Here is a 15,319-nt window from a genome sequence, read left to right on the forward strand (position 1 = left end):
ATTTCACTCTAAAAATTAATTTATAGAGCAACTCTTTTTCTGCCAAAGCATATTAAACAAAACACTGTTTTCCAGATAAATATGAATAAATAAATCTTTTTCTAAGTCATGAAGTTTTGTATATACAAGCTTGAAAGAAGTGCAAGCCCCTTCTGGAGCATTGAAATCTCTGGTTATCTTCTCTAATTCTTTAAATATATTTCCAGCAGCATCATGCTCATCCTCCGTGTCCTTTATTACCTGATGTATTTTTGATAAGACACTATTATCCTTTGTTATTTCAAAATTTTCAATAAGGGGAAATAAATTCTCCTCTTCTTTGATAAGGTGCTCTTCTAGCTCTGTTTTCAATGTTCCAAAATATTTGTGCACCTTTAATAGTTCTTCACTATGAAGCTTAAAATGTACCTTGAGTACTTTTAATAATAGAGTATCTATTTCTTTAAGCTGTTTTTTGGTAAATTCATGATGTGTATCTACTATGTGTCTTATTAAGGTGGAAGGTTTTTCTTTTCTCCAGTCTTTATACTCTGAATTAGTTTTTATAAACTCCTCGTACTCGTTATTAAGTTCTTCAATAATTTCATCAGCGTCTAAATCTATGACCTCCAAGGCTTCCGCTAACGTATCATGTCCACCACAGCAATAATCTATTTTATACCGGTTAAAGGTCTCTGTAGAACCTGGGAAAGTTGAAACTATTTCTCCAAGGCTTTGATTTTTATTTATAATTTTTCCCATAATAAATACCTCCTCATATTTTAAATTGTACTAAGTAATAAATCAGCAGTATAGACAACTGCCCTTTCAATGCTCTTTATGTTATCTTCGCTTGGTGAAAACCTAATCCTTAGTGGGAATTCTATATCGACCATACCAGTCGACTTAATTACATCAGAAGTATTCAAAACTTTAATATCGGTTTCCTTCAAGTAATCCTGAACTACTTCCACAGCTTCTCCACTCCAACCATAAGAACCAAATGCCGCCCCTATCTTATCTTCTAGATTTATTTCATGAAGATTCTTCAATATATCTTCCATATTTCCAATCATATCTGCATATTTGGTAGAGCTGCCAAAGAAAATTGCATCGGCTTCATTGATAGCCTTCATTACTTCTTCTTTTGGTATTTTATTTACATCAATGATTTGGGAAGCTATATTTTGCTCCTCAAATTTTTTCTTAAAAATATCAGCAATTTTTTTTGTCCTACCTGTCATAGTAGAGTATAAAATAAGTGTTTTTTTACCTACCTCTGTATTCTTACTCATATTATCATAAATATCTATAAAACTTTGAACGTTATTTCTAATAATAAATCCATGGGATGGTGCTATTATCTTTATGTCTAAATCTCTAATTTTTTCGATCATATTCTGAACATATCTTCTATGTGGGTGCATTATTAATTTGTAGTAGCCAATATAGTCATCATTGATATCGTCTTTTGCCATATCATTAAAATACTCATAGTTAGCTACGTGGGTACTAAAGATATCGCAAGGGAATAAAATTTTATCATCGATGCAATAAGTTATCATAGTCTCCTGCGTATGAAGATAAGGCGTCTCTATGAATTTTAGGGTCTTGCCGCCTATATCAAGAGTATCCCCATCCCCCACAACTAAAAATTCTCTATTATGAAGATTATACATTTCCTTAAGTTCAGCTACAGCCAGCTTTGTGCACACAATTACTGCATTTTTAGCTCTAGCCGCCAAACTCCCAAGGGCACCAGAATGATCAGGTTCAGTGTGATTAATTACAATAAATTTAATTTTATCAAGTTCAATTATATTCTTTAAATTTTCTACAAATTCTCTACCAAAGCTTATATCAACAGTATCAATCACTGTAGGTTTTTCAGTCATTAATAAATAACTATTATAAGTGGTTCCTTTAGTTAAAGTTAGTCTATGGAAAGGTACCTCTCTATCATCAACCTTACCAACCCAAAATATTTTTTCACTTAGCATAATGTTTTTCTTCATAATGTGTCCCTCCAATATTAATTTATTTTCATATGTTCTTGCTTTCCTATGGCTCTATTCTAGATTTATTCTAATTATAAAAATATGATTTAAATCAAAAATTAAAAATAATGAAGTTATTTAATAAGTATCATTATGATTGAATGCAATAAAGTCAAGAAGCTCTAATCACTTTGTGATTAGAGCTCCTTGACTTTCAATATGATTTTCCTATACTCTTACCAAAATCTTTACACCTGTCTAGCCCTACTTCATCAGGGTTCCACAGTTTTTTTATTCCGACAGCTATTGCCTCTGCCATTATTCTAGTAGCATTCCACATAGTATCATAAATTATTGTAACTTGATTTTCTTTATAATCTTTTGCCCATTCCATATATTTATTTGCAATTTGAAGCGGATTATCTTTCCAAATAATTCCATGACTTGGGCAAATCATATCTAATGGTAGATTTAAAATCCCTTCTCATATATTTTTTAATAAGGTATTGTTCTTAAAATGAATATCCTAAAATATAGTTTTATCTGTTTCTTACATCATGCTTTTTATTTTCTTATATAATTCATCTGCGGTACCAGCCTGTATCAGTTCGTCATCTACTAAAGCATAAGGTCCCACTGCGCAATCTCCACAATATCCCAGGCATTCCTCAGCTGTTATATCTACACCTGGATAGTTCTCTTTTAATTTTTTCATAGTTTCATCTGTTCCAAAAGTAAAGTTATTCTCACAAAATTTAATATCTGTCATATTTATACCTCCATCATTATTTATTGTTCTTTAATTTATCCAACAACTCATCAACTATCTATATTTTACCTTTGTATTAATAAATATTTTTACTTTATCACCACTTCATTTTAATATTTGCTTTTAATATTTGCTTTTAATATTCCCTTTTTTAATTAAAGTTATTTACTAATAACTTACATCTTCGACCTCGATTATAAATCACTTGTTTTTATAATGAATTTTTTATTATTGACACTATATTATTTTGATTATACATATTTGTTTTTCATTAGAATATGATTGAAGTCACAAAAAATCTAAAAACGTAAAATAAGCGGCTGCTAAATGTATTCAAATTACATTTAGCAGCCGTTTATTTTAAATTATAATTATAAAATTAATATCATTTATCCGAGTATTTGTTTTAAATCATCTTCTGGATTGCTTATAGGTTTAATATCAAAAGTATCAACTAAAAATTGTAATACGTTAGGGCTTAAGAAAGCTGGAAGCGTTGGTCCAAGGTAAATCCCTTTCACTCCAAGTGAAAGTAATGCCAATAGGTCAGCAACAGCTTTTTGCTCATACCAACTTAAAACAATTGCCAGTGGTAGATCATTAATGCTGCATTTAAATGCATCCGCTAGTGCTGAGGCTATTTTCACAGCAGAATATGCATCGTTACATTGACCTACATCTAGTAATCTTGGAAGTCCTGCTACCTCACCAAACTCTAACTTATTAAAACGATATTTTCCACAAGCTAAAGTAAGAATAATACAATCTTTAGGCACCTGCTGAGCAAATTCAGTGTAATAGTTTCTTCCTGGTCTTGCACCATCACATCCTCCAATTAAGAAGAAGTGTCTAATTTTTCCTTCCTTAACTGCATTTACTATTGTTTCAGCATGACTTAAAGTTGCTTTATGACCAAATCCTACTAGAATTTCTTTAACTTCTTCATCTTTTTCAAATCCACCGAGTTCTAGTGCTTTATTTATCATTTCAGAGAAGTCTTTATATCCATTCTCATCATTAGATATATGTTTTAGACCATCCCAACCAACAACACTTGTTGAGTATATTCTATCTTTATAAGAATCTCTTGGTTTCATTAAGCAATTTGTTGTCATTAAAATACAACCAGGTATACCATCAAATTCTTTTTGTTGATCTTGCCATGCTCCTCCAAAATTACCTACTAAATGTTTGTATTTATTGAGCTTTGGGTATCCATGCGATGGTAACATTTCACCATGTGTATAAATATTTATTCCCTTGCCTTCTGTTTGCTCAAGTAACATTTCAAGATCCCTTAAATCATGACCAGAAACTACAATGAATGGACCCTTTTTAAGGTTTACATTAACCTTTGTAGGTGTTGGAGAATTATATTTCTCATTATTGGCTTTATCTAATACCTCCATAACCTTAACACACATATCTCCAGTTTTAACTAAATACTTGATAAGATCTTGTAGATTTAAACTATCATCAGTCATTACTGCTAAGCCTATAAAATAAAAATCATCTACTTCATCGCTATTATATTTAATACATCTAGCTTGGTGTGCATAAGCTGCAATCCCTTTTAATCCATATTTTATAGTTTCGCGAACTGAACGGATATCAGCATCTAAGTCTTCATTATACATAACGCCAGCTTTTTTAGCATCTTCAAGTATCTGCTGCTTAGTATCACTTAAATTATATAAAGCTTCCTCAGAATTTACTTCTTCCCCTGCTGCTTTTTTCCTGGCATCCTCTTTTATTACTTGAGATCTTTTAAGCATATCCATATGAGATTCAGGATCAAAATTTACATTAGTTAATGTCATAAACAATGAATTTTCAATAAATGAAACCCATGACTTATCAATTTTTTCGCCTTTGGCTAAAAGTTTAGTAGCATAACAGCTTATTCCTTTTAACTGATAAATGAGCAAATCCTGCATTGCTGCAATTTCAGGCGTTTTTCCACAGACTCCTACTTTGGTACAACCTTTTCCGCCGAAAGTTTGTTCACATTGAAAACAAAACATTTTTCCTTGCATATGTAACCCTCCTAATTTTTAAAACTTCTATATAATATTTTGCACATTACTGGCATGATTATACACGATATTAATGAGAATATTCATATACCCCTTCCGAAGCATTGAAATCTCTGGTTATCTTCTCTAATTCTTAAATTATATTTCCATTTTTGATAAGACACTATCATCCTTTGATCAACATCTTTAAGTAATAGAAAAGTATACTGATTATTATTTGACTGGGCTAAATTAAAGATGTTATTATACTAAATGGTAGGTGATATATATGAAAGAGTGTAGTTGTGGAAATTGTAATCATAGCCTATGTGCTAAGAAGGTACCTATATTTTCATTCCTCTCTGACGATGAACTTATAAAAATTGTTGATATGACAGGGCATAAATTCTATAAAAAAGGAGATATGCTGTGTAGCCAAGGACAAAAATCAGATACATTATTTATTATTAATGAAGGTCAAGTAAAAATATCTAAGTTAACAAAAGAGGGTAAAGAGCAAATAGTTCATATCTTCACTAGTGGAGATTTCTTTGGAGAACTAAGCCTGTTCAGTAGTGATGAAATATATAATTTTAATGTTTACGCCATATCAGATGTTAAAATATGTACATTAACCAAACAAGATATGGATAAAATTATCATGAGCAACCCAGGAATATCAATAAAGCTATTACAAGTTATTTCAAAGCGTCTAACTCAGACTGAAAATCTTGCCCAAAATCTGGCTACTAATGATGCAGAAATAAGAGTTGCGTTTATGCTTTTAGAGTTTGGTGAAAAGTATGGAGTTGCTACAAATCAGGGTTTGCAAATCAACTTACCTATAAATAGGGAAGAGATGGCAAATTATGTTGGGGTAACGAGAGAAACCATAAGCAGGAAGCTCAGTATATTTGAAGAGTCGGGTATTATCATCCTTAAGGGTAATAAAGTGGTAATTATAAAACAATTAGATATATTAAAATCATATGTAGAATAGTAATTTTCAAGCAACCTAAGGCCTATTACATAAGCCTTAGGTTGTTTTTTTATAATTTTGATTTAAATCATATTTTTTCAAATTAAAGTTAAGTAGAATTATAACATAGGAGTATGAAATCTACTGTTCTACACTATAAGAACTAGTATTATATTATTAAACAAGTTAATAATATAATTATAATTTGAAATAAATATTGAATTGAAAAAATTAGGAGGATTAATTATGGATGCAATAGATTTAATGATGGACGAACATAAATATATTTTACGTGGATTAAAATTATTTAAGATATTAAGCGTAGAAATATTAAATAGCAATACTGTTGATTTTGTATCTTTTGAAAAGATGATTCTATTTGTTAGAAACTATGCCGATAAGCACCATCACAATAAGGAAGAGGTTGTCCTTTTTAAGAAGATGGAAACTCAACTAGGGCAAAATATGGTAAAAGGACCCTTATCTGGAATGTATATAGAACATGATTTAGGAAGGCAACATATAACGCTTTTAGAAGAAGCTCTTTTAAGAGTTAAAAATGGTGACTTAGATTCACGAGTGGATATAATCGCAAATTCCGTATGCTATGCTAATCTGTTAACAAGACATATTGATAAAGAAGATAAATTGATATATACCTTTGCTAGAAGAGCATTAAGCCAAGTGGACATGGAGGGCGTAAATGTAAGTTGTGAAAATATTGAATTAGAGGCAACTAAAAATCAATTACAAAAAGAATATATAAGTGTTTTAGAAGAATTAGAGAAGAAGTATTTAGATTAATTTTAAACATACATAAAAGAGGCAAGTGTTGTACACAGAAAATTAGAAGAAACAAAAATACACTAGACATCGTATAGTAATAAAATAAGTTAGTAACATATGTTACCGACAACATGATTATATATCAGTATAATAATCACATAGAACAGGCACAACCAGTGCTTACAAAAGAGAAAAATGGAGGTTTATTAATATGGCTATGTTTTGTTATCAATGTCAAGAAGCAGCTAATTGCAAAGGTTGTACGGTAAAGGGAGTTTGTGGTAAGACTGAAAGTCTCGCAAAAGCTCAGGACCTGCTAATTTATATAACTAAAGGAATATCTATATACAGTGTACGTGCTAGAGAGAATGGTATCGTTAATAAAGAAGTAGATGCTTTTATAATGGAAAGTTTATTTGCAACTATAACTAATGCAAATTTTGATAGAAATGTATTTATTAAAAGAATAAGAGAAGGTTTAAGATTAAGGGAAGAAGTAAAAGGTCAGCTTCTTAAAGCTGGAATTAAGTTAAGTGATAAAGGCGAAAATGCTAGTTGGCTTACAAGGATATTTAATACGTTTGGATTTGGCAAAGAGGAGGAATTAAACTTACCCGATGCAGCAGTTTGGTTTTCTAATGACTTAAAAGCATTTGATGAAAAAGCAGGAAAAGTTGGAGTACTCTCAACAGAGAATGAGGATGTAAGATCTTTAAGAGAATTGCTTATTTACGGACTGAAGGGAATGGCTGCGTATGCTAAGCATGCGAGTAGTCTTGGATACAACGATGATGGGCTTCATGCATTCACTCAAAAGGGGTTAGCTTCAACGCTTAACGATAATTTAAGCGTTGATGAACTTGTGGCCTTAGTACTTGAATGTGGTAAGTATGGTGTTGATGCAATGGCTTTACTTGATAAGGCGAACACTACGAGTTACGGGAATCCTGAAATAACAAAAGTTAATATAGGAGTTAAAAATAATCCCGCTATATTAATTAGTGGACATGACTTAAAAGATATGGAAGAGTTATTAAAACAAACGGAGGGCACGGGAGTAGATATATATACTCACAGTGAAATGCTTCCAGCTAACTATTATCCTTCATTTAAAAAGTACAAGCACTTAGTTGGAAATTATGGCAATGCATGGTGGAAACAGAACCAGGAATTTGAAAGCTTCAATGGACCAATACTTATGACTACAAACTGTATTGTAACTCCAAAAGCATCTTATAAAGATAGAATATACACTACAGGATTAACAGGTTTTGAAGGCGTTAAGCATATAGCAGATGGAATAAATGGAAATTCAAAAGATTTTTCTAAAATAATTAAACAGGCTAAAAAATGTGCGGCACCTAAAGAAATTGAAAAAGGTGAAATAGTAGGAGGATTTGCTCATAATCAAGTGATAGCTCTTGCGGACAAAATTGTGGACGCTGTTAAATCTGGAGCAATAAAGAGATTCTTTGTAATGGCAGGCTGCGATGGACGAATGAAAAGCCGTGATTACTACACAGAATTTGCTGAAAAGCTACCAAAGGATGCAGTTATACTTACAGCCGGTTGCGCGAAATATAAATATAACAAGTTAAATTTAGGTGATATTGGTGGAATTCCAAGAGTATTGGATGCAGGACAATGTAATGATTCATACTCATTAGTAGTAATTGCACTTAAACTAAAAGAAGTATTTGAATTAGATGATATAAATGAACTTCCGATTTCTTATAATATTGCATGGTACGAGCAAAAGGCAGTTATAGTATTACTTGCATTACTGCATTTAGGAGTTAAAAATATTCATTTAGGACCAACACTACCAGCATTCCTATCACCAAACGTAGTAAAGGTATTGGTTGACAGCTTTGGTATTGGTGGAATAAGTAATGTAGATGATGATATAAAAATGTTTATGGGAGCATAATTTTAGAATTACCTTTGTTCTTAATATCAGTAATAAAAAGCACTCATTTATGGGTGCTTTTTTAGTTAAATTTATAATTTTCTTATTTTCCTACAATTAGGCAACACTTCTAAGTCAATTATACCATTATGTTCCAAACATATTTAAAGTTATTTTATAATCTTAAATTCATATCCATTTATTTTTAGATAGTCTATAATTTCAGGTAATGCTTTTGCAGTTTCTTCCTTACCATAGGTATCGTGCATTAATACTACTACTTTTTCTTGTGTACTTACAGATTTTTTAAATGCCTCTACTAATTCGGGTGCAGTTTTCTTTTTACCCTCAGCATCGAAAATGTATGCATTCCAATCTATACTATACAGATCTTTTTCTTTTAACTTAGCGTTCAATTCAATCAACTTAGGATCTTTATAGTACACTCTAGACATATAACCACCTGGCATCCTTATTGCTCGGTCATTAAAATCCTGTCCTAAAATATCTTTTAAGATATTGTTAGTTTTCTCAATTTCAGCCATATAAGTACTTACATCAAGTCTGTTATGGGGATATAAGGTTTTCAATGAGTGACTATAACTATGATTTCCTATAGCATGTCCCTCTTTGAAAATTCTTTTTATAATCTCTTTACTCGAATTATTAGATTCTATAAATTTTCCAACTGTAAAGAAGGTCGCTTTTATGTTATTATTTTTTAATACATCTAGTACTTGAGGTGTTACCGTAGTAGACGGCCCATCATCAAAAGTAAGAAATGCCATTTTTTTGCCATCCTTCTCCCCTTTGCAGCTAGCTATGGCCGATATTTTTTGTATATCATAATCAGCTGCAACATTTGCAGCATTAGTGGCATTAGTGGCATTAGCGGCATTAGCGGCTTTCGCCCCTTTAGAAAACCATGTATAGCTTGTATAAAATAAACTGCATAATACAATAAAAAACACTATATTTACAGTGCTACTTGTTGTATTAAAATCATTACTTTTTCTTCTCATAATTCTTTTCTCCCCCTGTTATATCTAACCATTAATTCTAGTACAAAAACTAAATAATCTTCAGCCAATATTTCATCTTTCACATAACCATATGCTTCGAATCCATAAATTATTCTAAAATAAATTATCTTAATTTTAATAAAAATTTATCAAGATTAAGATAATTTATTATGTTGACGTTTTTTTACAGCTATGATAATATATTGTTATAATAAATTAATGGCTATTTAGTTTATATAATATTGTAAACGTATAAAAAGTATTAGTCGAAGTTTACGCAATAGCTAATTTATAAAAAAAAAGGAGCTTTCATAATGAATATCAAAGAATTTTGTGAAAAGTATTCAATAGATAGGTTAGGGACAAACTCCTTAAAATGGGATGCACTAGATAAGCGTTATGGTGATAAAGATTTAATTGCTATGTGGGTTGCAGACATGGAATTTAAAACTCCTGAAGTTGTAGTTGATGCACTGAAGAAAAGAATTGAACACGGAATATTTGGATATTCTTATGTACCTGAATCCTATTATGATGCCTTCATTAAGTGGGAAAAGAATGAACATAATTATGAGATAAATAAAGAATGGATGCGTTTTTCAACTGGTGTTGTTCTTGCCTTATACTGGTTTGTTAATGCTTTTACAAAACCCAATGACTCAGTAATGATTATTACTCCAGTTTATTATCCCTTCCACAATGCGGTAAACGATAATGGAAGAAAATTGATTACATCGGAATTAATTAATACTAACGGAGTATATACTATTGATTTCGAGAATTTTGAAAAGAATATTGTTGAAAACGACGTCAAATTATTTATCCAATGCTCTCCTCATAATCCAGTTGGTAGAGTTTGGACAGAAGAAGAATTGGATAAAGTTTTGTCTATATGTAAAAAACACAATGTACTTGTTGTTTCAGATGAGATTCATCAGGATATTATAGTTGGAAAAAATGTTCAAATTCCAGCAGCGATTGTAAGTTGCGGAAAGTATGCAGATAATCTAATAACAGTTACAGCACCGTCAAAAACTTTCAATCTAGCTGGGTTATTAAATTCCCATATAATCATATCCAATGAAGAAATAAGAGCTAAATATGACGCTTATGCAAAAACTGTTAATCAAACAGAAGTAAATATCATGGGACTCACTGCAGCAGAAGCTGCTTATAGTCATGGAAAAGAGTGGTTAGATTCTTTGCTAGATGTAATACGATATAATTATAACTATGTTAAAACCAGACTAAATGAAAAAGCACCAAAAATAATTATTACGCCATTAGAAGGAACCTATCTTGCTTGGTTAGATTTACGAGAATATATAGATCCTAAGGACACAAAAACCTTTATACAGGACAAATGTAGACTTGCTGTTGATTTAGGTGAATTGTTTAGTAAAGATTGCAAAGGTTTTGTTAGACTCAATATGGCTACTGATCCCAAATATGTTGAAATGGCTGTAGACAACATCATAAAGAATATCAATTCTTTGTAAAAATAGAAGGCGAGGAACACTAATGAAGTTTTTAAAGAATTATAAATTTTCTTTTATCCTCCTTGGGGGAATGTTAGTAGGGTCCATTGTAGGATGGATACTTGGACCAAAAGCTGTACTTCTTACTCCTATAGCAGATGTTTTTCTAAATTTATTATATTGTTGTGTAGTCCCTATGATTTTCGTATCTTTAGTATCTTCCATTGCTAATATGGAGAATTTGCACAAACTTGGTAAAGTGTTATCTATCATGATGGTATTGTTTATTGTAACAGAAATCATAGCCAGCGTTTATATGGCTGTCATCTGTGGAGTGTTTGATCCAGCTCATGGAGCAAATATCGTTATGAATGAAACAGTAAAGGATATGACGAGCAGTAGTAATTTTTTATCGATGTTTACAGTAAATGACTTTTCACTGTTATGGTCAAGAAAAAATTTGATGGCTTTAATTGTTTTTTCTATGTTTTTTGGAGTATCTACTGTTGCTATAGGAGAAAAAGGAAAACCTGTAATGCAATTATTTGACTCACTATCTAGTGTTATTATGAAAATGGTTGGATATGTCATGCTTTTAGCCCCAATAGGACTAGGTGCATTCTTCGCTACTTTGATTGGGCAGTATGGTGATGAAATTGCAGGACCACTATCAAGAGCATTAATAATATATTTTATAGCGGCTCTAATATATTTCTTTTTAGCAAATACTATTTTCGCTTTCATTGGTGATGGGAATAGAGGAATTAGAAATTTTTGGAAACACATTGTTCCGCCAGCTTTAACATCTTTAGGTACGTGCTCTAGTGCTGCAAGTATTCCGAGTAATCTTATTGCCTCAAAAAACATTGGCATTCCAGAAGATATTAAGAATATTACTATTCCTATGGGTTGTAATCTTCATAAAGATGGAGCGTGTTTAATTTCAATTTTAAAAATTGCATTTATGTGTTCTATTTTTAACATTAACTTTCTGGATCCTAAAAACTTATTGACTGCTATTGTAGTATCTGTAGTAGCCTCATCAGTAATGGGTGCAATACCGGCAGGTGGCTATGTTGGAGAAATATTTATTGTAGCTGCTTTTGGATTTCCGGCTGTTTCAATTCCAATTATGGTTTTAATTGGAACAATAACAGACGCACCAGCAACAGCAATTAACGCTACTGGTGATACTGGGGTTGCAATGATTATTTCTCGCATTATTGAAGGTAAAAACTGGGCTGATAAAAAAATTGCCACTAATAAAATATCTCATATAGAAACAGAATCATTTATGTAAGTTAGGAGATAGTACTATAATTCCAGTGAAAATATAACACTTACTGGAATTATATCTCTTCAGTTAAAATTCTATAAAGACAACACTTTGCAATATGCACAAGGCTAAATATAAAGATATTTATGAGGTGAAAAAATGTCATCTAAACTTATACAGAATAAATTAAATAAATATATTCCGTTGGTAGATTTTATTGCTGCGATTTTGGGTAAAAATAGTGAAGTGGCTTTACACGACTTAACAGATTTAGACCATTCTATTATTAGTATAAAAAATAACTATATTTCCAAAAGAGAAGTTGGTGCTCCTGCAACAGATTTAATTTTAAAAATACTAAAAGAAAATTCAAATGAAAAAAATGATTTTATTACTAATTATAACGGAGATAATAAAATAAATAACTCCCTACGTTCATCAACTTTTTTTATAAGAGATGATGATATGAATTTAATTGGTCTTATATCTGTGAACACTGATGAAACAGCACTTAATACTTTGATGGAAACTGTTTCAAAGGTATATTCTCTTTATAAAAAAGAACCTGAATTAGAACGTAAAGATGATAGTGAATCAGAAAATCTCTCTTCAATCATTGAAGAATTAGCTCAATGTTCAATTAATAAAATAACCTCTTCTAAAGGTATTACTATTGAATATTTAAAACAAGAAGATAAGATTCATATAGTCGAGGAACTTCATCAAAAAGGAATCTTTCTATTAAAAGGTGCCGTTAAACAACTTGCTAAAACATTAGGCTCATCAGAAGCCACCATTTATAGATATGTTCAGAAAATAAAAAACCAAGAATAAGATTAAGACTTATAGCTTTTGTAATTATTTTAATTGTAACCTTTAGATATGGACAAGTATATTTTATTTAACTAAAAATAAATGCAACCGTACTCGTGATGTTTAAAAAGACTCTATTATTACCTCCATGATTCCTCCACATACCATCCCTTCATCTTCAGCGATGGCGCCTGTCATATCTACGCTTTGAATTTAATACCCACCATTTCCGAGTAAGTTACGGGCATCATTAATTATCGCGCCTTCGCTACACTAATTAGGCAACACTTATAAGTTGTTTTATACCATTATATTACAAATACTGCCTTAAGTTATTTTATAATCTTAAATTCATATCCATTTATTTTTAGATAGTCTATAATTTCAGGTAATGCCTTTGCAGTTTCTTCCTTACCATAGGTATCATGCATTAATACTACTATTTTTTCTTGTGTACCTACATCCTTTTTAAAGGCCTCTACTAATTCGGGTGCAGTTTTGTTTTTACCCTCAGCATCGAAAATATATGCATTCCAATCTATACTATACATATCTTTTTCCTTTAACTTGGCATTCAATTCAGTCAAATTAGGATCATCGTAGTACGCTCTAGACATATATCCACCTGGCATTCTCATTGCTCGTGCATTAAAATCTTGTCCTAAAATATCTTTTAAGATATTGTTAGTTTTCTCAAGTTCAGCCATATAAATACTTACATCAAGTCTGTTATGAGGATATAATGTTTTCATTGAATGACTATAGCTATGATTTCCTATAGAATGTCCTTCTTTGGAAATTCTTTTTATAATCTCTTTACTTGAATTATTAGATTCTATAAGGTTTCCAACAGTAAAGAAGGTTGCTTTTATTTTATTATCTTTTAATACATCTAGTACTTGTGGTGTTACAGTAGTAGATGGGCCATCATCAAAAGTAAGAAACGCGATTTTCTTACCATCTTTCACGCCTCTACCGCTAGATATATCTGATACTTTTTGTATATCATAATCAGCTGCAGCATTGGCGGCTTTAGTATTTAAATCTTTAGCTTTCTTATCCGCTTCGTCTTTTTCCTTTATTTCCTGTGCCTTAGCCTGTAATACCTGATTTCCCTTGGCTTGAACATTCACTTCTGAAACCCATGTATACCCTGTATAAAATAAAGCACATAATATAATAGAAAATACTATAATTACAGTGTTTCTTATTGTCTTAAATTTATTGCTTTTTATTCTCATAATTTTTTTCTCCTTTGTTATATCTAAACATTAATTTTAGTGTAAAACTAATTACTTTTTAACTGATGACTTATAATTTAAAATTCCTTTTGCTATACTATTAGCACATACTTCTTGTCCACTTTCAGATGTTATAAAATTAGCATCTGAAGAATTACTTAAAAAACCTATTTCAATTAATGCGGAAACAGAATTATTAAGCTTTAATACAGCCAATGAGTATCCATTAGATTCATATTTTAAACCTCTATCGGCGGAGTACTTACTATTACCAAGTTCCTTTTGGATGCTTTTAGCAAGTTTTTCACCATCAGTATTAGGAAACCTACACCAGGTTTCTACTCCATGATAACTAGAGTCAGTAGCAGCATTGCAATGTATAGATACAAATGCATCTGCTTTAGCCTCATTTGATACTTTAACTCTTGCTCTAAGATCTAGCTTATTATCAGAGGGCCAGGACACTTTATCAGTAGTCCTTGTATATAACACCTTAATACCATCTTTTTCTAAGAGATCGCCTACTTTAAGAGCAATTGCTAATGTTACATCCTTTTCAAAAATATTCGATGAGTTTGTAGCACCAACATCATATCCGCCATGGCCTGCATCAATACATACTGTAAAATTAGAAGTATTACTCTTTTGCTCGTGGTTATTAATAATCTGTGGATTAGCATTCGCTCCTTTTTTTACTGGATTACTAATAAATAGCAATCCCAAGATTAATAAGAATGCAAAGAGTGCTTTTATACTTATTTTCGACAACTTTTTTTTCATAGATTTCCCTTCTTTCTACATTGTTTTTGCTTTTTATCGTTTATCTGATATATTTAATTATAATAGGAGAATATATCAGAAGTTTTTAATAGTTGTAAAGCATATGTAAAGAAAAGAATTATCTAGTTCTAAAAAAATACTCACTTTTAACAAAATAAGATTTTGTTAAAAGTGAGTATTTTGTAAAGAGACATATATAAGAAAAAGCATTCCGAATATGGGATGCCTTTTCTTATTTATGTCACTTACACTAAAGTAGTAAGTTTTATGATTTT

At 31.0% G+C, this 15,319-nt stretch carries 13 protein-coding genes and 1 pseudogene; 6 read left to right on the forward strand and 8 right to left on the reverse strand.

Annotation, left to right across the window (positions count from 1 at the left end; translation table 11 throughout):
* Nucleotides 1-15: 15 nt before the first annotated feature.
* The 5 genes and pseudogenes from ric to hcp (ACWJJ2_RS07305) all read right to left on the reverse strand — a co-directional run bounded on the left by ric (nt 16) and on the right by hcp (ACWJJ2_RS07305) (nt 4,781).
* A complete protein-coding gene (gene ric, locus ACWJJ2_RS07285; protein WP_462954112.1) occupies nt 16-741 on the reverse strand; it encodes an iron-sulfur cluster repair di-iron protein in 726 nt (241 codons plus the stop codon).
* Between the two features lie 20 nt (nt 742-761).
* Nucleotides 762-1,994, reverse strand: coding sequence for an FprA family A-type flavoprotein (locus ACWJJ2_RS07290; RefSeq protein WP_462954113.1), 1,233 nt, complete (start codon nt 1,992-1,994; stop codon nt 762-764).
* Nucleotides 1,995-2,259: 265 nt separating this feature from the next.
* A pseudogene (locus ACWJJ2_RS07295) lies at nt 2,260-2,448 on the reverse strand (anaerobic nitric oxide reductase flavorubredoxin); the annotation flags it as partial.
* Nucleotides 2,449-2,526: 78 nt separating this feature from the next.
* A complete protein-coding gene (locus ACWJJ2_RS07300) occupies nt 2,527-2,745 on the reverse strand; it encodes a YuzB family protein (protein WP_220320245.1) in 219 nt (72 codons plus the stop codon).
* Between the two features lie 389 nt (nt 2,746-3,134).
* Complete coding sequence (hcp, locus tag ACWJJ2_RS07305; protein WP_462954114.1) at nt 3,135-4,781, reverse strand: hydroxylamine reductase; 1,647 nt, start codon at nt 4,779-4,781, stop codon at nt 3,135-3,137.
* 268 nt (nt 4,782-5,049) lie between these two features.
* On the opposite strand from hcp (ACWJJ2_RS07305), the gene ACWJJ2_RS07310 reads away from it, so the two are divergent.
* The 3 genes from ACWJJ2_RS07310 to hcp (ACWJJ2_RS07320) all read left to right on the forward strand — a co-directional run bounded on the left by ACWJJ2_RS07310 (nt 5,050) and on the right by hcp (ACWJJ2_RS07320) (nt 8,455).
* On the forward strand, nt 5,050-5,760 hold the full coding sequence (locus ACWJJ2_RS07310; protein ID WP_220286613.1) for a Crp/Fnr family transcriptional regulator: 711 nt from the start codon (nt 5,050-5,052) through the stop codon (nt 5,758-5,760).
* Between the two features lie 225 nt (nt 5,761-5,985).
* Nucleotides 5,986-6,543, forward strand: coding sequence for a hemerythrin domain-containing protein (locus ACWJJ2_RS07315; protein WP_462954115.1), 558 nt, complete (start codon nt 5,986-5,988; stop codon nt 6,541-6,543).
* 193 nt (nt 6,544-6,736) lie between these two features.
* Entirely contained in the window at nt 6,737-8,455 is a 1,719-nt protein-coding gene (gene hcp / locus ACWJJ2_RS07320) for a hydroxylamine reductase (protein WP_220286611.1), read from the forward strand.
* Between the two features lie 149 nt (nt 8,456-8,604).
* Here the strand turns inward: hcp (ACWJJ2_RS07320) and ACWJJ2_RS07325 are convergent, their stop codons facing one another.
* Nucleotides 8,605-9,456, reverse strand: a complete 852-nt coding sequence (locus ACWJJ2_RS07325; RefSeq protein WP_216303523.1) for a polysaccharide deacetylase family protein — start codon at nt 9,454-9,456, stop codon at nt 8,605-8,607.
* A 314-nt stretch (nt 9,457-9,770) separates the two neighbouring features.
* Here ACWJJ2_RS07325 and ACWJJ2_RS07330 point away from each other — a divergent pair, with 314 nt between their 5' ends.
* The 3 genes from ACWJJ2_RS07330 to ACWJJ2_RS07340 all read left to right on the forward strand — a co-directional run bounded on the left by ACWJJ2_RS07330 (nt 9,771) and on the right by ACWJJ2_RS07340 (nt 13,044).
* Complete coding sequence (locus ACWJJ2_RS07330) at nt 9,771-10,955, forward strand: MalY/PatB family protein (protein WP_220320249.1); 1,185 nt, start codon at nt 9,771-9,773, stop codon at nt 10,953-10,955.
* A 22-nt stretch (nt 10,956-10,977) separates the two neighbouring features.
* Nucleotides 10,978-12,234, forward strand: coding sequence for a dicarboxylate/amino acid:cation symporter (locus ACWJJ2_RS07335; protein WP_216303525.1), 1,257 nt, complete (start codon nt 10,978-10,980; stop codon nt 12,232-12,234).
* 135 nt (nt 12,235-12,369) lie between these two features.
* Nucleotides 12,370-13,044, forward strand: a complete 675-nt coding sequence (locus ACWJJ2_RS07340) for a helix-turn-helix transcriptional regulator (RefSeq protein ID WP_216303526.1) — start codon at nt 12,370-12,372, stop codon at nt 13,042-13,044.
* A gap of 311 nt (nt 13,045-13,355) precedes the next feature.
* Here the strand turns inward: ACWJJ2_RS07340 and ACWJJ2_RS07345 are convergent, their stop codons facing one another.
* Both ACWJJ2_RS07345 and ACWJJ2_RS07350 read right to left on the reverse strand, forming a co-directional pair.
* Nucleotides 13,356-14,264, reverse strand: a complete 909-nt coding sequence (locus ACWJJ2_RS07345; protein WP_462954116.1) for a polysaccharide deacetylase family protein — start codon at nt 14,262-14,264, stop codon at nt 13,356-13,358.
* A 51-nt stretch (nt 14,265-14,315) separates the two neighbouring features.
* A complete protein-coding gene (locus ACWJJ2_RS07350; protein WP_304518702.1) occupies nt 14,316-15,044 on the reverse strand; it encodes an N-acetylmuramoyl-L-alanine amidase family protein in 729 nt (242 codons plus the stop codon).
* Nucleotides 15,045-15,319 lie beyond the last annotated feature (275 nt).

It is taken from the genome of Clostridium sp. CM039, assembly GCF_055081075.1.

Excerpts from the sequence above, each read along its gene's own strand:
- ACWJJ2_RS07325 (WP_216303523.1), bottom strand. The coding sequence starts at position 9,456 with ATGAGAAGAAAAAGTAATGATTTTAATACAACAAGTAGCACTGTAAAT.
- ACWJJ2_RS07340 (WP_216303526.1), top strand. The coding sequence starts at position 12,370 with ATGTCATCTAAACTTATACAGAATAAATTAAATAAATATATTCCGTTG.
- ACWJJ2_RS07330 (WP_220320249.1), top strand. The coding sequence starts at position 9,771 with ATGAATATCAAAGAATTTTGTGAAAAGTATTCAATAGATAGGTTAGGG.
- ACWJJ2_RS07335 (WP_216303525.1), top strand. The coding sequence starts at position 10,978 with ATGAAGTTTTTAAAGAATTATAAATTTTCTTTTATCCTCCTTGGGGGA.
- ACWJJ2_RS07290 (WP_462954113.1), bottom strand. The coding sequence starts at position 1,994 with ATGAAGAAAAACATTATGCTAAGTGAAAAAATATTTTGGGTTGGTAAG.
- ACWJJ2_RS07350 (WP_304518702.1), bottom strand. The coding sequence starts at position 15,044 with ATGAAAAAAAAGTTGTCGAAAATAAGTATAAAAGCACTCTTTGCATTC.
- ACWJJ2_RS07345 (WP_462954116.1), bottom strand. The coding sequence starts at position 14,264 with ATGAGAATAAAAAGCAATAAATTTAAGACAATAAGAAACACTGTAATT.
- ACWJJ2_RS07300 (WP_220320245.1), bottom strand. The coding sequence starts at position 2,745 with ATGACAGATATTAAATTTTGTGAGAATAACTTTACTTTTGGAACAGAT.
- hcp (WP_220286611.1), top strand. The coding sequence starts at position 6,737 with ATGGCTATGTTTTGTTATCAATGTCAAGAAGCAGCTAATTGCAAAGGT.
- ACWJJ2_RS07310 (WP_220286613.1), top strand. The coding sequence starts at position 5,050 with ATGAAAGAGTGTAGTTGTGGAAATTGTAATCATAGCCTATGTGCTAAG.
- hcp (WP_462954114.1), bottom strand. The coding sequence starts at position 4,781 with ATGCAAGGAAAAATGTTTTGTTTTCAATGTGAACAAACTTTCGGCGGA.
- ACWJJ2_RS07315 (WP_462954115.1), top strand. The coding sequence starts at position 5,986 with ATGGATGCAATAGATTTAATGATGGACGAACATAAATATATTTTACGT.
- ric (WP_462954112.1), bottom strand. The coding sequence starts at position 741 with ATGGGAAAAATTATAAATAAAAATCAAAGCCTTGGAGAAATAGTTTCA.